The organism is Natrinema sp. CBA1119 (genome assembly GCF_002572525.1).
Classification (GTDB): Archaea; Halobacteriota; Halobacteria; order Halobacteriales; family Natrialbaceae; genus Natrinema.
Genome location: NZ_PDBS01000001.1, coordinates 3,899,633 through 3,919,733, shown reverse-complemented (window position 1 = coordinate 3,919,733; position 20,101 = coordinate 3,899,633). Strand labels below are relative to the sequence as shown.

The 20,101-nt window shown below is 60.7% G+C and carries 12 protein-coding genes, 1 tRNA gene and 3 rRNA genes; 11 read left to right on the top strand and 5 right to left on the bottom strand.

Annotated elements, in window-relative coordinates; all coding sequences use genetic code 11:
• Positions 1-18: 18 nt before the first annotated feature.
• The 4 genes from hisD to CP556_RS19240 all read right to left on the bottom strand — a co-directional run bounded on the left by hisD (position 19) and on the right by CP556_RS19240 (position 3,758).
• Positions 19-1,311, bottom strand: a complete 1,293-nt coding sequence (gene hisD / locus CP556_RS19255) for a histidinol dehydrogenase (RefSeq protein ID WP_098727080.1) — start codon at positions 1,309-1,311, stop codon at positions 19-21.
• 126 nt (positions 1,312-1,437) lie between these two features.
• Positions 1,438-1,659 carry a hypothetical protein gene (locus CP556_RS19250; protein WP_098727079.1) on the bottom strand — a complete coding sequence of 74 codons (222 nt, stop codon included), beginning with the start codon at positions 1,657-1,659 and terminating at the stop codon, positions 1,438-1,440.
• Positions 1,660-1,809: 150 nt separating this feature from the next.
• On the bottom strand, positions 1,810-2,652 hold the full coding sequence (locus CP556_RS19245) for an ABC transporter permease (RefSeq protein ID WP_098727078.1): 843 nt from the start codon (positions 2,650-2,652) through the stop codon (positions 1,810-1,812).
• A complete protein-coding gene (locus tag CP556_RS19240; RefSeq protein ID WP_098727077.1) occupies positions 2,649-3,758 on the bottom strand; it encodes an ABC transporter ATP-binding protein in 1,110 nt (369 codons plus the stop codon). Before CP556_RS19240 ends, CP556_RS19245 begins: the two co-directional genes overlap by 4 nt.
• A gap of 376 nt (positions 3,759-4,134) precedes the next feature.
• Here CP556_RS19240 and CP556_RS19235 point away from each other — a divergent pair, with 376 nt between their 5' ends.
• The 8 genes from CP556_RS19235 (at position 4,135) to glmS (ending at position 14,950) form a co-directional block, all read left to right on the top strand.
• Positions 4,135-4,767: a metal-dependent hydrolase gene (locus CP556_RS19235; protein ID WP_098727076.1), complete on the top strand. Its 633-nt coding sequence runs from the start codon at positions 4,135-4,137 to the stop codon at positions 4,765-4,767.
• 697 nt (positions 4,768-5,464) lie between these two features.
• Positions 5,465-6,937, top strand: a 16S ribosomal RNA gene (locus CP556_RS19230).
• Between the two features lie 171 nt (positions 6,938-7,108).
• Positions 7,109-7,180, top strand: a tRNA-Ala gene (locus CP556_RS19225).
• Positions 7,181-7,406: 226 nt separating this feature from the next.
• Positions 7,407-10,327 (top strand): 23S ribosomal RNA (locus tag CP556_RS19220).
• A 129-nt stretch (positions 10,328-10,456) separates the two neighbouring features.
• A 5S ribosomal RNA gene (gene rrf / locus CP556_RS19215) occupies positions 10,457-10,578 on the top strand.
• Together the 16S, 23S and 5S rRNA genes with 1 tRNA gene alongside form the textbook arrangement of a ribosomal RNA operon.
• Positions 10,579-10,756: 178 nt before the next feature.
• The gene (locus CP556_RS27590; RefSeq protein WP_486187778.1) at positions 10,757-11,239 is read left to right on the top strand and encodes a DUF7344 domain-containing protein; all 483 of its coding nucleotides are present in this window, start codon (positions 10,757-10,759) and stop codon (positions 11,237-11,239) included.
• Between the two features lie 733 nt (positions 11,240-11,972).
• Complete coding sequence (locus tag CP556_RS19205; RefSeq protein ID WP_098727075.1) at positions 11,973-13,160, top strand: sugar phosphate nucleotidyltransferase; 1,188 nt, start codon at positions 11,973-11,975, stop codon at positions 13,158-13,160.
• The gene (gene glmS / locus CP556_RS19200; protein ID WP_098727074.1) at positions 13,160-14,950 is read left to right on the top strand and encodes a glutamine--fructose-6-phosphate transaminase (isomerizing); all 1,791 of its coding nucleotides are present in this window, start codon (positions 13,160-13,162) and stop codon (positions 14,948-14,950) included. Before CP556_RS19205 ends, glmS begins: the two co-directional genes overlap by 1 nt.
• 22 nt (positions 14,951-14,972) lie before the next feature.
• On the opposite strand, the gene CP556_RS19195 is transcribed toward glmS, so the two are convergent.
• Entirely contained in the window at positions 14,973-15,860 is an 888-nt protein-coding gene (locus tag CP556_RS19195) for a glycosyltransferase family 2 protein (protein WP_098727073.1), read from the bottom strand.
• Between the two features lie 132 nt (positions 15,861-15,992).
• On the opposite strand from CP556_RS19195, the gene CP556_RS19190 reads away from it, so the two are divergent.
• The 3 genes from CP556_RS19190 to CP556_RS19180 are packed head-to-tail and all read left to right on the top strand — an operon-like array spanning position 15,993 to position 20,031.
• Positions 15,993-17,210: a substrate-binding domain-containing protein gene (locus CP556_RS19190; protein ID WP_098727072.1), complete on the top strand. Its 1,218-nt coding sequence runs from the start codon at positions 15,993-15,995 to the stop codon at positions 17,208-17,210.
• 1 nt (position 17,211) lies between these two features.
• On the top strand, positions 17,212-18,864 hold the full coding sequence (locus CP556_RS19185; protein ID WP_098727071.1) for an ABC transporter permease: 1,653 nt from the start codon (positions 17,212-17,214) through the stop codon (positions 18,862-18,864).
• A 3-nt stretch (positions 18,865-18,867) separates the two neighbouring features.
• A complete protein-coding gene (locus CP556_RS19180) occupies positions 18,868-20,031 on the top strand; it encodes an ABC transporter ATP-binding protein (RefSeq protein ID WP_098727070.1) in 1,164 nt (387 codons plus the stop codon).
• Positions 20,032-20,101 lie beyond the last annotated feature (70 nt).

Here is a 20,101-nt window from a genome sequence, read left to right as displayed (position 1 = left end):
ACAGTATTTCACCGATCCTTACCGATCCGCTTCCTCGTCGAGTCGGGTTCGAACGCTCTCGGCGTGGGCCTCGAGCCCCTCGGCGTCCGCGAGCGCCGTGATCGTCCCACCCAGTTCGGCGAGTCCCTCCCTGGAGAGTCGCTGGACCGTCGTCGACCGGAGGAACGTCTCCACGGAGAGGCCGCCGGTGACTCGCGCACCGCCGTTGGTCGGCAGGACGTGGTTCGTGCCGCTGGCGTAGTCGCCAGCCGCGACGGGCGTGTTCGGCCCGAGGAAGACGCTCCCCGCACTCTCGATCCGCTCGAGGATCGACTCGTCGTCGTCGGCGATGATCGAGAGGTGCTCGGGTGCGTACGCCTCGGTAAAGAGGATCGCCTCGCTCATCGACCGGGCGTGGAGGACCCCGCTCGCGTCGTTCGCGAGCGCCTCTCGGATCACAGTCTCGCGCTCGCGCGCGTCGATCTGGTTATCGATGGCGGCGGCCACGGCGTGGGCGGTGTCCTCGTCGTCGGTGACGGCCACGACCGAGGCGTTGGAGTCGTGTTCGGCCTGGGCGACGAGTTCCGCGGCGACGAGTTCCGGGTCCCCAGTCTCGTCGGCTACCACGACCACTTCGCTCGGTCCCGCGAGGAAATCGATCTCCACGTCGCCCCGGACTTCGGCCTTCGCCGCTGTCACCCACTTGTTGCCGGGGCCGACGATCTTCTGAACGCGAGTGATCGTCTCCGTCCCATACGCCAGCCCTGCGATCGCCTGCGCGCCGCCGACGCCGTAAACTGCGTCCGCACCCGCGATGTGGATCGCCGCCAGTGTCACCGGGTTCAGTTCGTCGGCCGGCGGCGTCACCACAGAGACGTGGTCGACGCCGGCAACGGTCGCCGGGACGATCCCCATGATCGCACTCGAGGGATAGGCCGCCGAGCCGCCAGGGACGTAGACGCCGACGCGTTCTATCGGTCGAAACCGTCGTCCCAGCGTCCGTCCTTCGCTGAACTCGCGTTGCCAGTCGTCGGGCAGTTGGGCCTCGTGAAACTCCCGGACGTTCGCGGTGGCCGTCTCGATCGCGTCCCGGATCCCGTCGTCGATTGCGTCTGCGGCACGCTCGCACTCGTCCGTGATCTCGAGGTTGCCGACTTCGATACCGTCGAACTCGCTCGTAAACTCGCGGACGGCGACGTCACCCTCCGTGTGGACGCGCTCGACGATCTCGCGAACGTCTTCCCTGACCGCCTCGATGCCGGCGTCGCGCTCGAAGAAGGCCGCGCGGTCGTCCGGCCCGAGGTCCGCGATCGCCTGAACGTCGATTGTCATACCTTCACGTTCGAACGGCGGTCGAAAAACGGTTTCCTTCCGGTGGTCGACTCGAGTGGAGAACGTGACCGGATCGATCGCATCACGGCGTTTCGATAGACGGAGGCACAGCGACGGCCGGCCGTCTCACGAATCGGGATTCTCGACGTTCCAGATTCCGACGAAGTCGAGGGTCGCTCTGACGAACAGATAGAGGAGGAGCCCGAAGCCGACGATCGCGAGCGGTGCCTGCAGGAGATTCGCGGTTTCCACGTCGAGGACGATCCGACTGATCCCACGCACGAAGAAGCTCGCGATGACGATCCCGAACCCGATGACCGCGAGTTTGACGAATCCCGATCGGTCCATGGCTACTCGTACGAGCACGGTCGCTAAATGGTATCGGTTATTCCCAGATCGGCGACCGTCGGGAGCCGCATACGGACTGCTGTCAGTCAGTTCCGGTGCGGCCGCGAAACCGTCCCACGGTCGCACCGGAAATCGTTACAGCAGACCGCATCAGCGAACGTCGGCGCTGGCTGCGCGGCCGATCGCGTAGACGGCGACCGATCCGAACGTGAACGCGAGTCCCACGAGAACAGCGAGTGCCGGCACGAGCGTGTCCCACATCCCGCCGAACCGGGTAACTTCGATCACGGTCATCGTATCCTCGCCGAGCATCACCGCGCGAGCGGCGTCGACACCGTAGGTGATCGGGTTGAACGTCGCGACCGTCCGAATCCAATCCGGAAGCGCCGGCAACGGGAGAAACGCACTCGAAACGAACAGCAAGGGCAACTGAAGCAGGTTCGCCCCGATAATCGTCGACTCCTCGTCGCGGGTCACCACGGCCAGTACGTTCGAGAATGCAGTGAACCAGATCGAGAACACGACGCAGATGGCCGCGATTGCAATCGCGCCCGCGATTCCGGTCGCGATTTCGGCACCGAGCAACACACCCAATCCGAGCACGATTACGACCTGTACGACGATGCGAACGACCTCGGCGAGCGTCTTCCCCAGGAAGACGGCGGTCCGGTTCATCGGACTGACCAGTATCTTCTCGAACATCCCGGTCTCGATGTCGTTGACCAGCCCGATTCCCGACGTCGCGGCCGCTACCAGCGCCACCTGGATCACGATCGCCGGCACGAGATACGTCTCATAGCTGATCCCCTCGAGGGTGGCCGTCGCGACGCCGCCGAACACCTGCGTGAAGAGCACGAGGAAGATGATCGGCTGGACGAGCGAAACGACGAGCACGAACGGGTTCCGAACCGACTTGATCGTCCACCGGACGAACGTGACCCACACGTCGCTCGCGAAGCCCCCACCGTGACGGTCGACATCTGGCGTACTCATCGGTTCACCTCGTCTCGATTGACACCGTTCCCGGTTTCGCTCTCGTCGCTCACCGTCGATTCTCTCGCGTCTCTCGAGTCACGGCCGCTGTTACCGATCGTTTCGGACCGTGCAGCGTCGGTCGTGTCCGACACGCGTTCCGTCGACGAGTCGTCTTCGTTCCCCTCACCCGTCACCGCGAGGAACACGTCGTCGAGCGTCGGCGCACGGACGTCGAACCCGATAACGTCGATTCCGGCGTCCCGCAGTGAGACTAACAACTCCGTCCCACGCGTGCGCGCATCGCGAGCCGTCACTGTGAGCCCCGGCTCTGTCGCTTCGATCGCCGCCCCGTCAGCGAACAGCGACTCATCGCGGGCGACCGCTACTGCGCGCTCGCTCTCGTCGGGCTCTGCCAGCTCGACCGCGAGTATCTCGCCGCCGACGCGACGTTTCAGCTCTTCAGGTGTCCCCTCCGCGACGACCGTTCCGTCCTGAATGACCGACAGCCGCTCGCACAACTGGTCGGCCTCCTCGAGATACTGAGTCGTCAGAAAGACGGTCGTTCCCTCGTCGTTGATCCGCCGAAAGTACTCCCAGAGCCGATTTCGCGCTGCCGGATCGAGTCCAGTCGTCGGCTCATCGAGGAATACTAGCGGCGGCCGGTGGACGAGCGCGGTCGCCGCGTCGAGGCGCTTTTTCATCCCGCCGGAGAAGTCGTCCGCGACTTTGTTCGCGACGTCGGTTAGTTCGACAAGTTCGAGCAGTTCGTCGATCCGGTCGTCACGCTGCGCTCGCGGCACGCCGTAGGCGTCACACGCGAACCGGAGGTTTTCTCGAGCGGTCAACTCGGGATCGATACTCGTCTCCTGAGCCATATAGCCGACCGTCGACCGCACCTGTCGGGGCTCCTCGATGGCGTCGAATCCGTTGACAACGATGGAGCCGTCGGTCGGTCGCAGGAGCGTCACCAGCGTCTTGATCGTCGTCGTCTTGCCCGCGCCGTTCGGTCCCAGAAAGCCGACGAACTCGCCGCGTTCGACGAGGAGGTCGACGCCGCGGACCGCTTCGGTCCCGTCCGCGTACGTCACCGCCACGTCGCGCGCTTCGATAGCGTAGTCGGTCACAGTCGTGCTATGGCAACCACGGGGATATATAGTAGCCACTGAAACGGTTTACATACTGATCGTATAGCTGTCGTTCGATCAGGTATGCAATGACGTTCAGTGGCTACTATCGTTATAAGACCAGACACACGTCGCCATGGCTCCTCGTGTCGGCCAGTGCCGTTTCACAAGGGCTCGTCAAACGGGAGTGACTTTCCGTTCCAACTGCCGGGGTGTCATCAACGCGTGACAACAACGCTGTCAATCACAGACGTTGTCTCGTAAGACGGGCTTATCGAGTACTGTATCGACCGTTGCAGCCCCCCAGACCCGGCTCAGCCGCGAGCGCCACGACAAGCGAACCATAACTATTCCTTGGACGACGGACCATCCAGCCATGTGGCCGTGGGAACACGCGATTGTCGGATATCTTGCATATTCACTGTGCTGTCACACCCTTTTTCGTGACTCGCCCACCGGACTCGAGGCGTTCGCGGTCGTCCTCGCGTCGGTTCTCCCGGACCTGATCGACAAGCCACTCGCCTGGGAGTACGGCGTGTTCGAAAACGGCTACGCGATCGGTCACTCGCTTTTCTTCGCGGTGCCGCTGGCGATTCTCGTTGGAACGATCGCGCACGTCGCGACACGGCCGCGGGTCGGTCTCGCGTTCGGACTGGGCTACCTGTCGCATCCCTTCGGCGACGTCGTGGACTCGGTGTTCCGGCAAGATGTTCTGCAGCCCGAACTCATGCTCTGGCCGGTCGAATCGGTCGAGGGTCACTCTCCCGGACCGAGTTTCTTCGAGGCATTTGTTGACCTGTTCGGTCGCTACTCGAGTGATATGCTCGCCGGCGATATCTCGACGTATCTGTGGGCACAACTCGGACTCGCCGGGGCGGCGCTGGTGGTGTGGCTCGTCGACGGCGCGCCGGTCCTTCGCGAGTGTCTGCTGGCCGGGGTGAGACTTGTCCGGTCAGTTCTCGGACGAGATCCCGACGCCTCGAGTTCGAATCCGCCGAATCGGCGGTAGCGTCGCCGGAGCATTCGGCCGACGGCACTCGGGCCAATCGAGTCACTTCGTGACTGTCCAACGTGGCGCAGTGGCCGCTCGAGACGACGGCCTTATATGTTCACTCGGACTTCGATTGTAATGCGAACGACGTGGCGCACGCCGCCACGTTCCCTCCGGCCGCAACCCGGCACGGGGGGATGAATTACATCCGTCCTCAGACACGTCGTCGGGTCGATCCGACGAGAGACTGCGTACTCGAGGGCTCCACACGAGTGATGGTCGTGATCGGAACTGCCGGTCGCGGCGATCCGGAGCCCTTATACGTGTCTGGGCGTTCAGTTGTGATCGTACACACCCCCGCTGGATGCGGTTTCTGGCGTGGGGGCGATCCGACGCCCTTATACGTTCGAGGGCATTCGGATGTGAACACGAAGATGTGGCGACGGGGCGTTTGGATACGCCGTGTCGACACGGACGATTTGGAGTCCGAAGGGGTTATGTACCCCTGACGGCTTATGAATACGTCCGAAGGAGATGAGGATCCTACCCCTGCGGTCCGCCGTACAGATGGGATCTGATGTGAGCCTTGGTAGTTCGGTGACGCCCGATCGGTCACACGATCAGTGTCATCGAACGTGGACCATTTATGTGTGAGTGTGTTTGCAACATTCACCGCCAACAGACCCTCCCAGCCAAGCTGGGAGTACATTATAGCATTCCGGTTGATCCTGCCGGAGGTCATTGCTATTGGAGTCCGATTTAGCCATGCTAGTTGCACGAGTTCAGACTCGTAGCAGATAGCTCAGTAACACGTGGCCAAACTGCCCTATAGACGGCGATAACCTCGGGAAACTGAGGCTAATAGCCGATACCGTTCACTGCCTGGAGTGGCGTGAACGCGAAACGTTCAGGCGCTATAGGATGTGGCTGCGGCCGATTAGGTAGACGGTGGGGTAACGGCCCACCGTGCCTATAATCGGTACGGGTTGTGAGAGCAAGAGCCCGGAGACGGTATCTGAGACAAGATACCGGGCCCTACGGGGCGCAGCAGGCGCGAAACCTTTACACTGCACGCGAGTGCGATAAGGGGACTCCAAGTGCGAGGGCATATAGTCCTCGCTTTTTTCGACCGTAAGGTGGTCGAGGAATAAGTGCTGGGCAAGACCGGTGCCAGCCGCCGCGGTAATACCGGCAGCACGAGTGATGACCGCTATTATTGGGCCTAAAGCGTCCGTAGCTGGCCAGGCAAGTCTATCGGGAAATCTGCGCGCTTAACGCGCAGGCGTCCGGTGGAAACTGCGTGGCTTGGGACCGGAAGACCAGAGGGGTACGTCCGGGGTAGGAGTGAAATCCCGTAATCCTGGACGGACCACCGGTGGCGAAAGCGCCTCTGGAAGACGGATCCGACGGTGAGGGACGAAAGCTCGGGTCACGAACCGGATTAGATACCCGGGTAGTCCGAGCTGTAAACGATGTCTGCTAGGTGTGGCACAGGCTACGAGCCTGTGCTGTGCCGTAGGGAAGCCGAGAAGCAGACCGCCTGGGAAGTACGTCCGCAAGGATGAAACTTAAAGGAATTGGCGGGGGAGCACTACAACCGGAGGAGCCTGCGGTTTAATTGGACTCAACGCCGGACATCTCACCAGCATCGACAATGTGCAGTGAAGGTCAGATTGATGATCTTACTGGAGCCATTGAGAGGAGGTGCATGGCCGCCGTCAGCTCGTACCGTGAGGCGTCCTGTTAAGTCAGGCAACGAGCGAGACCCACACTCTTAATTGCCAGCAACACCCTTGTGGTGGTTGGGTACATTAGGAGGACTGCCAGTGCCAAACTGGAGGAAGGAATGGGCAACGGTAGGTCAGTATGCCCCGAATGTGCTGGGCGACACGCGGGCTACAATGGCCAAGACAGTGGGATGCAACCCCGAAAGGGGGCGCTAATCTCCGAAACTTGGTCGTAGTTCGGATTGAGGGCTGAAACTCGCCCTCATGAAGCTGGATTCGGTAGTAATCGCGCTTCAGAAGAGCGCGGTGAATACGTCCCTGCTCCTTGCACACACCGCCCGTCAAAGCACCCGAGTGGGGTCCGGATGAGGCCCTGATTCCAGGGTCGAATCTGGGCTCCGCAAGGGGGCTTAAGTCGTAACAAGGTAGCCGTAGGGGAATCTGCGGCTGGATCACCTCCACAGACCGGGATCAGGCCGTCGCGCCTGACCCACCTTAGCGGATTACGAATTGCGATCTCTGATCGCAATGCGGTTCCACGTTCGATCGACCACCGTTTGGCCGATCGGGCACCTTAGAACTACCAAGGTTCACACCAACTCCCGTGCCCGTCTCGTTATTGAGACGGGCGTGGGCCCATAGCTCAGTGGTAGAGTGCCTCCTTTGCAAGGAGGATGCCCAGGGTTCGAATCCCTGTGGGTCCATGTCTCGTACTGATCATCGAATCGTGCCCCTTAAGTGGGAGACGGCGCGATGATTGAGTACGACAGAACCGATGCACCACCCCGTGTAAACGCGGGTGGGAAGGGTTAATGCATGCCGCGTCTACGGCGTGCAGATGAGACCGTGTGTACGTGTAGTCCAGGCGTCCACTGGACCCGTTCCCGGGTCACTCTTGAATTACAACTGCAGGTTGCAATTCAGATCCGATGAACGTGGCTACTGTGCCAGCTGGTGGATCGCTCGGCTTGAGAGCTGAAGAAGGACGTGCCAAGCTGCGATAAGCCTGAGGGAGCCGCACGGAGGCTAAGAACTCAGGATCTCCGAATGGGAATCCCCACCGCAATTGCTTCGCGCAATGGGGAACGTCGAGAATTGAAACATCTTAGTATCGACAGGAAAAGAAAGCAAACGCGATGTCGTTAGTAATGGCGAATAAACGCGACAGAGTCCAAACCGAAGCCCTTACGGGCAATGTGGTGTTCGGACTGACGATCACTTCCCGACACTCGACGCGAAGTCTCTTGGAACAGAGCACGAGACAGGGTGACAGTCCCGTACCGTCGACGAGTAAGGAACGAGTCAGCTCCAGAGTATCGGGGGTTGGATATCCCTCGTGAATATCGCGGGCATCGACCGCGAAGACTAAACACTCCTCAAGACCGATAGCGAACAAGTAGTGTGAACGAACGCTGAAAAGCACCCCACGAAGGGAGGTGCAATAGGGCGTGAAATCAGTTGGCGATAGAGCGACGGGGCTTACAAGGTCCGCTGTTCAATGAATCAGGTGCGAACCTGTAGTAAGCGACAGGGGAAGCCGAAGTTCCGTCGTACGTTTTGAAAAACGAACCAGAGAGTGTGCCTGTTTGACGAGTCTAACTCGATTATCGAGGAAGGCGTAGGGAAACCGATATGACCGCAGTGCTTTGCACCAGGGTCACCGTGTTCAAGCGCGGGGAGTCAAACGGGCACGACCCGAAACCGGACGATCTAGGCGTGAGCAAGATGAAGCGTGCCGAAAGGCACGTGGAAGTCTGTTAGAGTTGGTGTCCTACAATACCCTCTCGTGACTTACGTCTAGGGGTGAAAGGCCCATCGAGTCCGGAAACAGCTGGTTCCAACCGAAACATGTCGAAGCATGACCTCTGCCGAGGTAGTTTGTGGGGTAGAGCGACGGATTGGGGGATCGCACTCCGAGAGGAGTGCGCCCCCCTGTCCAACTCCGAACCTACAAACGCCGTTTGACGCAGGGAGTCCGGTGCACGGGGTAAGCCTGTGTACCGTGAGGGAGACAACCCAGAGCTGGGTTAAGGTCCCCAAGTGTAGACTAAGTGCGATCGAAGGTGGTCTCAAGCCCTAGACAGCCGGGAGGTGAGCTTAGAAGCAGCTACCCTCTAAGAAAAGCGTAATAGCTTACCGGCCGAGGTTTGAGGCGCCCAAAATGATCGGGGCTCAAGTCTACCACCGAGACCTAGCAGTGCGGTTCATACCGCAATCTTGTAGGTTGGCGTTCTGTTCGGGTGGAAGCACGGTCGAGAGATCGTGTGGACCGTTCAGTAACGAAAATTCTGGTCATAGTAGCAGCGTTAGTCGGGTTAGACCCCTGACGACCGAACGAGTAAGGGTTCCTCAGCAATGCTGATCAGCTGAGGGTTAGCCGGTCCTAAGTCAATCCGTAAGTCGAAATTGACAAAAGGGAAATAGGTTAATATTCCTATGCCAGTGTGCACTCAAAGCCAACGCTTTGGGGCCGCCTCTGCTGGGCTTTCGCCCAGTCTAACTATCGAAATCCGTGGAAACCGTAATGGTACGAAGCGGACGAATGGTAGGATAGCGTAAGAGAGGCCAACCTAGAGCCCGTGAAAAGGCGAGCACACTGTCCGTACCGAGATCCGACACAGGTACTCATGGCGGCGAAAGCCAAGGTCTGTCGGGAGCAACCGACGTTAGGGAATTCGGCAAGTTAGTCCCGTACGTTCGCAATAAGGGATGCCTGCCTCGCGAAGAGGCAGGTCGCAGTGACTCGGGCGCTCCGACTGTCTAGTAACAACATAGGTGACCGCAAATCCGCAAGGACTCGTACGGTCACTGAATCCTGCCCAGTGCAGGTATCTGAACACCCCGTACAAGGGGACGAAGGACCTGTTAACGGCGGGGGTAACTATGACCCTCTTAAGGTAGCGTAGTACCTTGCCGCTTTAGTAGCGGCTTGCATGAATGGATCAACGAGAGCGCCACTGTCCCAACGTTGGGCCCGGTGAACTGTACGTTCCAGTGCGGAGTCTGGAGACCCCCAAGGGGAAGCGAAGACCCTATAGAGCTTTACTGCAGGCTGTCACTGAGACGTGGTCGCCATTGTGCAGCATAGGTAGGAGGCATTACACAGGTAGCCGCGCTAGCGGCCCACCGAGCCAGCATTGAAATACTACCCGATGGTGACTGCGACTCTCACTCCTGGCGGAGGACACTGGTAGCCGGGCAGTTTGACTGGGGCGGTACGCGCCTGAAAAGATATCGGGCGCGCCCCAAGATTTCCTCACTCGGGTCGGAGACCCGAGGAAGAGCGCAAGAGCAAACGGAAGTCTGACAGTGTCGAACACAACGATCGACGCTGACGCGAAAGCGTGGTCTAGCGAACCAATTAGGCTGCTTGATGCGGCCAATTGCTGACAGAAAAGCTACCTTAGGGATAACAGAGTCGTCACCCGCAAGAGCACATATCGACCGGGTGGCTTGCTACCTCGATGTCGGTTCCCTCCATCCTGCCCGTGCAGAAGCGGGCAAGGGTGAGGTTGTTCGCCTATTAAAGGAGGTCGTGAGCTGGGTTTAGACCGTCGTGAGACAGGTCGGCTGCTATCTATTGGGGGTGTTACGGTATCTGACGGGAACGTTCGTATAGTACGAGAGGAACTACGAATGGGTGCCACTCGTGTACCAGCTGTCCGAAAGGGCACGTGCTGGGCAGCGACGCACCACGGGGTAAGAGCTGAACGCATCTAAGCTCGAAACCCACCTGGAAAAGAGATACCACTGAGGCCACTCGTAGAAGACGAGATCGATAGACTCGGGGTGTACGCACCAAGGCAACGAGGTGTTGAGCCCGCGAGCACTAACTGGCCAAGCCACACATTCATACATTACATCGCATTGGATCCGTGACGCGAGAACGGGTCCGGACGTAAACTGGACTACACATACACACGGTTTGAGACACACCACCGATATTGGCATGACAGCGGTTCGATTCCGTTGGTCGGCGTTAGGGCGGCCACAGCGGCGAGGTACCTCCCGTACCCATCCCGAACACGGAAGATAAGCTCGCCAGCGTTCCGGGGAGTACTGGAGTGCGCGAGCCTCTGGGAAATCCGTTTCGCCGCCTCCACTCATAATTCATACTTTCACCCCCTACAGAGCCACCGCGTCGGCGCTGGCTGTGTGGGGTTTTCTGCAGTTATACACGTCATCGGTTGGCATACTATACGAAAGCCGCCGAATCGTTATCCAACAACATCAAGTATTTTTCGAACGGAACTTATGTAGTAGCATCCAAAAGCCGAGACATGGATACAGGGGTAAACGCTGCGGATTTCGACACACTTTGCGAGCTTCTGTCCGATTCATATCGTCGATACGTTCTGTATTATTTACTGGATCGTGAGTACACAAACGCCAACGGAGTATCACTCCAGATTGCTGGGTGGAAACAGGATATTCCGATCGAGACAGTTTCTGAAGACGCGGTGAACACGGTGGCGCTGTCGTTAGTACACAACCATCTTCCGCGATTGGTTGATCATGGGTTGGTGAACTACGACCGCCGAAGTGGCGATATCAACGCGGATGATCGATTCGATGCGATACGGTCGACAGTGGAACGTGCACGAGCAGTTGAAGGGGTCGATATAACCGTCAGCAACTCTACTGAGTCGTTTCTTTACAGCAAACTATTAACTGAAGCGACGACCAGAGTCAAACGTAGCTACTTGTGTGTTGGAACCGTCCCTCGTATCGATTGGTATCGGAGAGGACCAGGTAACCGATGATGGCTGGAGAAGTCGTGTGTTGACGAACGAGAGCGATCTCTCTACGCGATCGATGTACGCCCGGAACACTAACGTCCAGCCTCATCCCGTGGCGGCGTGCCGCGTCGGCTGGCTAACCCTCGTGCCGGGCGGGAGAACTCGTGGGAGTTCTCCGGAGTACTATTGTCGCGTGCCCGGGTTCGCCGTACTGTCATCGCACCCGAATGGGTCTGCTCGGACGGGGACTAAAGGCACGCATCTCCCCTAGGAACGCGGCCCGTTTAACTCTTGCAGACTCGAGTCCCAGCGCGTCGTGTGTAGAATACCAACTGAACCGAGATTGAACAGCCCGCGGTGCTCACTCACTTCGAACGCTTACGGCTCGCTTCGCTCACCGTTCGCATTCCTGCGGTTCTCGCTCACTGTGTTCGCTCCGAACCGCACTCGCTCCGAACCGCACCCGCTCCGAACCGCGCTCCAGTCGTGCGATCAGATGTGCAGTGACTGTCAGTGGCTACTATAGGTATCCGACACGGTCAGGCGGCTATCGAATCACGGTCGATGGGTGCCGCACGTTCGCAGTCCGCCTGGGATCTCGGAACGAACTATTCGTTCTGTCGACGGGAACCGGCCGGGCCGTGCCACACAGCACGTACTCACGTCGCCCGGTGGACGTGATTGCTGATACCCACCGTAACAGGCGGTATTCGACCGAGACAATAGTACTAAGGAGTTACCGTCATCTGATACGGTCATGAACTCGGTCTCCGCTGTCGTCCTCGCCGGGGGCGAGGGGACGCGGCTTCGCCCGCTGACACAACACCGGCCCAAGCCGATGCTGCCGGCTGCGACCACGCCGATCCTCGAGCACGTCTTCGATCAGTTGCTCGCGGCCGGCGTGACGGAGATCACGATCGTCGTCGGCTACGGACGGAACCGCGTCCAGACCTACTTCGGTCCGACGTATGAGAACGTCCCGTTGACGTACGTCACACAGAAGAATCAGTTCGGGAGCGGCCACGCACTGCTCGCCGCCGAAGATGAGGTCGACGGTCCAGTGTTAGTCGTCAATGGCGATCAACTGGTCGAGCACGGAATTATTACCGACGTTCTCGACGCGCACAGGAAGACCACTACGGCGGCGACGCTCGGCCTCCTTACTCACATAGATGTCGGCGAGTACGGTGGTGTCCTCCTTCGTGACGGACAGGTTACGACGATCGTTGAACACCCCGAAGACGAGCGCCCATATCGTCTCAACGCTGGCGTCTATCTGTTCGATTCCCGTATTTTCGATGCGATTCGCGCCGCCGATCCGCGTACCGGCGAACAGTCGTTGATCGACGGGATCCAGGAACTTCTCGCGTCGGACGCCGTCGTGCAAGGCGTCATTTCGGACGGGCTCTGGACCGATGCAACGTATCCGTGGGACCTACTCGGTGTCTCGTTCGAACTATTCGAGGCCGGCATCGTCGACGGCAGCAAGGGCGCGACCACCGAGACATCCGCGACGATCCACGAGTCGGCGGTCATCCGCGAGCCGATCGTCCTTGGCCCCGACTGCGAAATCGGTCCCGGAGCAGTCGTCGGTCCGTACGTCTGTTTGGGCGACAACGCGACGGTCGGTTCGAACGCGGTCGTCGAGCGAAGCGTCGTCGATGCGGATACGCGCATCGGAGCCGGAGCGACCGTCGTCGATTGCGTCACTGGGGTCGGCGTAACGATCGGTAACGGGACGACGATCCCCGGCGGACCCGGAGATGTCCGCGTCGGCGATCGTATCTTCGAAGACGAACACCTCGGTGCATTGCTTGCCGATCACGTGACGGATCGGGGTGGAAACACGTATGTCCCAGGCGCGATTGTCGGCTCGGATGCGGTGGTCGAAACCGGTGCGACCGTCCGCGGAACGATACCCGAGGGGACGGAGGTACGGCCCTGATGTGTGGCATTATCGGCTACACCGGGACCGAGAGAGTCGCCAGTGATATCCTGCTGACTGGCTTGTCTGGACTCGAGTATCGCGGCTACGATTCCGCTGGACTGTCAGTTTCGGGCGAGTCGTTGATGGTCTACAAGCGTCGAGGCGAGGTGTCGGCCCTCGAGGCCGCCGTTCCGGACGAGGGAATCGACGGCACGGCCGGAATCGGGCATACTCGCTGGAGTACGCACGGGCCACCGACTGACGAGAACGCCCATCCACATACGGACTGTACCGAATCGGTCGCCGTGGTCCACAACGGTATTATCGAAAATTACCAGTCGCTCCGAGACGAGCTCGAGGCCGGTGAGCACACGTTTGAGAGTGCGACGGACACCGAAGTCATCCCCCATCTGATCGAGAATGCACTCACGACGGGGGCCAGCCGCGAGGAAGCGTTCCGTGAGGCAGTCTCCCGACTCGACGGAAGCTACGCCATCGCGGCGGTGTTCTCCGACAGCGAGACGGTATACGCTGCGCGTCACGAGTCACCGCTCGTGCTCGGAATCGGGGACGACGGTCACTATCTGGCGAGCGACGTGCCAGCGTTCATCGAGTACACGGATCGGGTCGTCTACCTCGATGACGGGCAGTTCGCGCGGATCAACCCTGCAGGTATCGTCGTCACCGACGCACAGGGTGCCATCGTCGAAACCGCTATCGAGACGGTCGCGTGGGATCCCGAGGACGCCGGCAAGAGCGGGTACGACCACTACATGCTCAAAGAGATTCACGAACAGCCACGGGCGATTCGCCAGTGTCTTCGCCAGCGCGTCACTGAACTAGATGGGGACGTGACGATCGAGGAATTGGCATCCCTCGACTGCGACGGGCCGGTACAGTTCGTCGCGTGTGGAACCTCGTATCACGCTGCCTGCTACGGCGCGCAACTGTTGCGCGAGTGGGACGTGTCGGCTCAGTGTTTTCTCGCCAGCGAGTACGACGCAGCCTCGATACCAGTGTCCGACGGGACGCTCGTCGTGGGTGTAACCCAGAGCGGCGAGACGGCCGATACGATGCGTGCACTCCGCGCTGCGAATCGCACCGGTGCGACGACGCTCGCGCTAACGAACACTGTCGGCAGTTCAGCCGTCCGGGAGTGCGATCACGCGATGCTCATCCGTGCGGGCCCGGAGATCAGCGTGGCCGCGACGAAGACGTTCGCGAGTCAGCAGGTCGCGCTGGCGATGCTCGCCAGCGTGCTCTCGGAGACGTGTTCAGCACCCCCGGTCAAACGATTGCGTACCCTTCCCGATCAAGTCCAATGGGTCTTGGACACGTCGAACGCCCGGTCCATCGCGGAGACGTACGAAGATGCCGACGCCTACTTCTTCATTGGGAGAGGGTACAACGCGCCCGTCGCCCGCGAGGGTGCGCTGAAGATGAAGGAAATTACGTACAAACACGCCGAAGGGTTTGCGGCCGGCGAACTGAAACACGGGCCACTCGCGATGGTGAGCGATCGGACGCCTGTTTTCGCGCTCGTCACCGGCGACGCAACCGCCACGAGGACGCTCGGGAACGTAACGGAAGTCGAGGCGCGCGATGCACCCGTCATCGCGGTAACTGATTCGCCCGCGGACGTCGATCGGTATGTAGACCACGTCTTGGAGGTGCCAACCGCGGGACCACGTCTCACTCCGATCCTCGCGAACGTGCAGTTACAGCTGGTGGCGTACTGGGTGGCGAATCGATTAGGTCGGTCGATCGACAAACCACGGAACCTGGCGAAGAGCGTGACCGTAGAATGACGGCTACTATACCGCCTCACGGTCAACGAGGATCCGGTGCGTCCATCGGCGAAGAGACGGTCTGTCGCAGATAGCCCCCCGTGATCGACCACTTCTGGATACACGCGAGCAGATACCACAGGAGAAATTCAGTGAGTGAGCGGTACGCTCCGGACACTCTCTCGTGGAACGCAATGGGATTTACCGGGAGATAGTGTCGCGGATTCAGGGTTGTTTGCACACTGAACCGATCGCCGTGATACGCCCGGATCTCTCCACGACCCCGGCCGATCCGAGTACTTTGTGCGATAAGTTCACCGACCGTCGACCGAGCGGGATGATAGAGCGTGATGTCGGGCTCGAACACGAGGTCGAAGCCGGCCTCGTGGACGCGGCGGCCGAACTCGAGGTCCCCGTTTGAACGCAATCGGCTGTCGAAGAGCCCGACGGCGTCGAACACCCGCTTGCGGGTCACGACACAGCACGTCGGTGCGAACCGCTTCTCTCGGACGTATTTTTCGACGTCGAAGCCGGTGGTAGATCTGTAGCGGCCTATCGTGCCGTCGTCGGTCACAAGTTCGACGTTACACCCCATGTAGTCCCGGTCGTCGGCCGTCATCTTGTCGGTGATCGACTCGACGTAGTCGGTCTCGACCCACATGTCCGCGTCGACGAACCCGAGGATGTCCCCACGTGCAACTTCGATACCGGCGTTTCGAGCCGCGTAAGAGCTTTGAACGTCCTCTTCGACGACGTGGCGAACACGGTCCGACTGCGCGAACTCCCGGCCGACGGCCGCTGTCTCGTCGGTCGATCCGTTGTCCGCGATGACGACTTCGTAGTCGGTTGCAGTCTGGTTCAGGAGCGAGTCGACGGTCACTCCTAGCCCCTCTGGATCGTTGTACACGGGGATGATGATGCTCGTTTTCACGCGCGTTCATGGCCGGATCGATAGGCTCACGAGTTAAGTTCATCGTTTCCGAAGACGGACGCCCGTCGACTGATACCCCTGACCGGCGGCGAATGTAAAGTCATTTTAGGGTAGCCAAAAAATACGGCGTATATGGCCGAATACGAAGGCGGCGACCACCGGAGTGACGCGACCGGACGGGGCCGGCGACAGTTCCTGAAACTCACCGGAACGGCGACCGGAGCCGTGTCGCTCGTGGGGTGTGCCAGCAACAGCGACGAGTCGACGTACGAGCGAGAGGGATCGATACCCGATCCCAAGACGTACACGGTCGACGAACTCTTTTCCCTCGAAGAGTGGCGGGGGTCCGGTCCGCTGATCGACGACCGCCCCTCGGAGTACACCGGCCGGTCGATGCTCGATCTTCCGGATCTGCGGGGCGAACTAACGGTCTACCTCGGCGGCGGCGAGGGCGGACTGTACGCGAACCTGATGAAGCGGGTCCAGAACACGTACCAGGACTTCATCGTGAACATCCGAGAGGCGCCCTCATCCCAGCTTGCGAACACCATCAGCGAGGAGGTCAACGCCGGCCAGAGTCCGGCGGACATCTTCTGGGCAATCGACGCCGGATCGATCGGCATCGTCGCCGAAAACGACGCGACCGTGTCGCTCCCGGACCACCTCGTCTCCGAAATTCCGGACACGTACCACCCGACGGATCAGTGGGTCGGGGTCATGGGTCGAGCCCGAAGCATTCCCTACAACACGGAGGAGTTCTCGGAGTCGGAGATTCCAAACGACATCTTGACGTTCGCGCAGGATTCACGATTTAACAACGCGATGGGCTGGGCTCCGACTTACGGCGCGTTCCAAGCGTTCGTCACCGCGATGAGACTCATCGACGGGGAAAGCGAAGCGCGCCAGTGGCTCAACGGGATGCAAGAACAGGGCGTCAACACGTACGACAACGAGTTGGTCGTCGCCAACAGGGTCGCGAGCGGCGAGTTGAGCGCTGGGTTCTCAAATCACTACTACTCGCGACTCGTGTTCGAAGAGCGTCCCAACGCCCCGATCGATCTCGCGTTCACGCAGGGCGACGCGGGCGCGCTCGTGAACTGCTCGGGAACCGAGATCATCAAGAACACGGCAAACGAGACGCTGGCGGTGGATTTCATCCATCACCTGCTCAGCATCGAGGCCCAGGAGTTCCTGGCGACGCGGGGGTACGAATATCCGCTGCTCCCCAGCGTCCCGCCGATCGGAGACCTCCCGACTATCGACGAATTGAACCCGCCGGATTTCGATCTCTCCCAGCTCGCGGACCTCGAGCCGACGCTGCAACTCATGCGCGAGGTAGGCGCACTCTAACATGTCCGTGGGCGATAGACTAGTGTCACGGTTTGACCAAGGGGAGACGGACGGCTATCCGACCGGCCTGACGCTCCTGAGCGGTGCGATCGCCGCAGTGGTACTCTCACCGATCGTGTGGATCGTCATGCGCGTGCTCCAGGTCGACACCGACTACGCGCTGTCGATCGTCGCGCGCCCGATGACCGTCGAGATCCTGTTGACGAGCCTCGGCCTCGTCGCCGCCGTCACCGGCGCATCGATCTGCATTGGCGTTCCGCTCGCCTTTCTCACCGTCCGCACGGATCTCCCGTTCCGGCGGTTCTGGACCATCGCCGTCGCCCTGCCGCTGGTCATCCCGAGTTATCTGGGGGCGTTTACCTTCATCTCCGCGTTCGGCCCCGGCGGACAACTCGCAAACGCTCTCGCGCCCCTCGGCATCGAGTCGATTCCACCGGTCTACGGGTTCTGGGGCACGACGCTCGTGCTCACGCTGTACACCTATCCGTACGTGTTCATCACGACTCGGGCGTCGCTGCTGTCTTTCGACCAGCAACTCGTCGAGGCCGCACGGACGCTCGGGACGACACGCTGGCGAGCATTCAGTCGCGTAACGCTTCGACAACTCCTACCCGGGATCGCATCGGGGTCTCTCCTGGTCGCGCTGTACACGCTCTCGGATTTCGGTACTCCGTCGCTTATGCGATTGGACGTATTCACCCGCGTCATCTTCGTCGAGTACAACGCGTTCGGTCGCGAGACAGCCGCCATGCTCTCCTTGCAGTTGCTGGCGATCACCGCAGTGATCCTCTCGATCGAGTCGCGAATCGGTGACTCGAGTCGCGGGGCCTACGTCGGCACAGGCGCGAGTTCAGGGAGCGACACGACGGTCTCACTGGGCGCGTGGAAAGCCCCCGCGCTCGCATTCTGTACGAGTATCGTCTTCCTCTGTCTCGTCGTGCCACTGGCCGTCCTGACCCACTGGCTGGTCCGGAGTCCGAGCCAGGCCACCCGACAGGGCGTCGGCTTCCAGTGGCAGTTCGCGATTAACTCGGTGTCCGTCTCACTGGCGGCGGCAGTCGTCTGTGCGGCCGCCGCGGTTCCGGTTGCCTACCTTGCCGCGAGACATCGGTCCAGGCTGTCTGAGCTGTTCGACCGGATGACCTACGTGGGGTACGCGATGCCCGGAATCGTCCTCGGTCTCGCGCTCGTGTTCTTCGCCGTCTATTACGAATCGTCCGTCGGCGACCTCTTGCTTTTCGGCGTCGACGTCACCCCAACGCTGTACCAGACGCTCCCACTGTTGATCTTTGCGTATGTCATCCGCTTTCTCCCGCAGGCCGTCGGGTCGACGCGGTCGTCGGTGCTGCGCGTCGACCGGAGTCTGACCGAAGCTGCGCGAACGCTCGGTCGGACGCCCGCGGGCGCGTTCCGCCGGATCACGCTCCCGCTGATCGCACCCGGCGTGATCGGCGGCGCGGCGCTGGTCTTTCTCACCACGATGAAAGAGTTGCCCGCAACACTGGTGCTTCACCCAACAGGCTTCGAGACGCTCGTCACGTACATCTGGAGCGTCCGCGAATCCGGCTACTACGGGTTCGCAGCCGTCCCCGCGCTGGTGTTGATCGTCGTCTCGGGTCTTTCGATGGTCGTCATCCTCTCACAGGAGGAGTAATTCATGTCAGAACACAACTACAACCGCGAATCGCTCGCATCGTCTGAACCGGCGATATCGACCGCCGACACCGACGACGATCCTCGACAATCGACAGTACTCGAACTGGACAACATCGCTCGGTCGTACGCGACCGAGACGGCGGTCGAGGACCTTTCCGTTTCCGTCGGCGACGGCGAAGTGCTGACGCTATTGGGTCCGTCAGGCTGCGGGAAAACCACGACACTACGGTTGATCGGCGGGCTCGAACGTCCAAACGATGGAACCATCAAACTGGGCGACCGCGTCCTCGCTGACGTCGACGGGACGTTCGTACCGCCCGAAGAGCGCGGTATCGGGCTGGTGTTTCAGGATTTCGCGCTCTTTCCGCACCTGACGGCGGCCGAAAACGTTGGATTTGGGCTCTCAGAGTGGTCCGAGAGCGAGCGTCAGGCCCGCGTCGAGCAATTGCTCGACCTCGTCGACCTGTCGGACCACGGCGACGATCGCCCGAGCGAGCTCTCGGGCGGACAAAAACAGCGCATCGCGCTCGCGCGCTCGCTGGCACCTGAGCCCGACGTTCTCCTGCTGGACGAACCGCTTTCGAACCTCGACGTGAGCCTTCGCGTCTCCATGCGCGAGGAGATCCGACGGATCATCGACGAGACGGGCGTCACGACGATCTGGGTCACCCACGATCAAGAAGAGGCGCTGTCGGTCGCCGACCGTGTCGGCGTGATGCACGATGGCCAACTCCAACAGGTCGGGCGGCCGGCAAAAGTGTTCGAGCGTCCGGCTTCGCGGTTCGTCGCCTCCTTCCTCGGTCGTGCCGGGTTCCTCTCGGCGAGCGTCGAGGACGGCGTGCTCGTGACCGATGTCGGCCAGCTCGACACCAACGCGCTCGTCGGCGTCGATCGATCGGACTGGGGGGCGCTGTCCGACGAGGCGACGGTCGACGTGCTGGTTCGCCCCGACGACCTCCGCGTGAGCCCGACGACGACCGATGAGGCCGACGGCACGATCACGCGACGCCAGTACCAGGGCCCGTCGTTCATCTACCGCGTCGAGACCGACAGCGGCGATACCATACAGTGTCTTCACGGTCACACGGAGGTGTTCGACATCGGCGAGTCGGTTCGCGTCGAACTCGTCGCGAACCACCCGCTGGTGTGGTTCCCGTCGGCCTGAGATCCGTCAATCGTCCCCACATACGGTCTACTGTACCGATGTGCCGCGAACCATTCTGCGGTCACGCCTG

Bases quoted from the DNA above. Each gene is read 5' to 3' on its own strand.
- hisD (WP_098727080.1), bottom strand. From the start codon at position 1,311: ATGACAATCGACGTTCAGGCGATCGCGGACCTCGGGCCGGACGACCGC.
- CP556_RS19250 (WP_098727079.1), bottom strand. From the start codon at position 1,659: ATGGACCGATCGGGATTCGTCAAACTCGCGGTCATCGGGTTCGGGATC.
- CP556_RS19245 (WP_098727078.1), bottom strand. From the start codon at position 2,652: ATGAGTACGCCAGATGTCGACCGTCACGGTGGGGGCTTCGCGAGCGAC.
- CP556_RS19235 (WP_098727076.1), top strand. From the start codon at position 4,135: ATGTGGCCGTGGGAACACGCGATTGTCGGATATCTTGCATATTCACTG.
- CP556_RS27590 (WP_486187778.1), top strand. From the start codon at position 10,757: ATGGATACAGGGGTAAACGCTGCGGATTTCGACACACTTTGCGAGCTT.
- CP556_RS19205 (WP_098727075.1), top strand. From the start codon at position 11,973: ATGAACTCGGTCTCCGCTGTCGTCCTCGCCGGGGGCGAGGGGACGCGG.
- glmS (WP_098727074.1), top strand. From the start codon at position 13,160: ATGTGTGGCATTATCGGCTACACCGGGACCGAGAGAGTCGCCAGTGAT.
- CP556_RS19190 (WP_098727072.1), top strand. From the start codon at position 15,993: ATGGCCGAATACGAAGGCGGCGACCACCGGAGTGACGCGACCGGACGG.
- CP556_RS19185 (WP_098727071.1), top strand. From the start codon at position 17,212: ATGTCCGTGGGCGATAGACTAGTGTCACGGTTTGACCAAGGGGAGACG.
- CP556_RS19180 (WP_098727070.1), top strand. From the start codon at position 18,868: ATGTCAGAACACAACTACAACCGCGAATCGCTCGCATCGTCTGAACCG.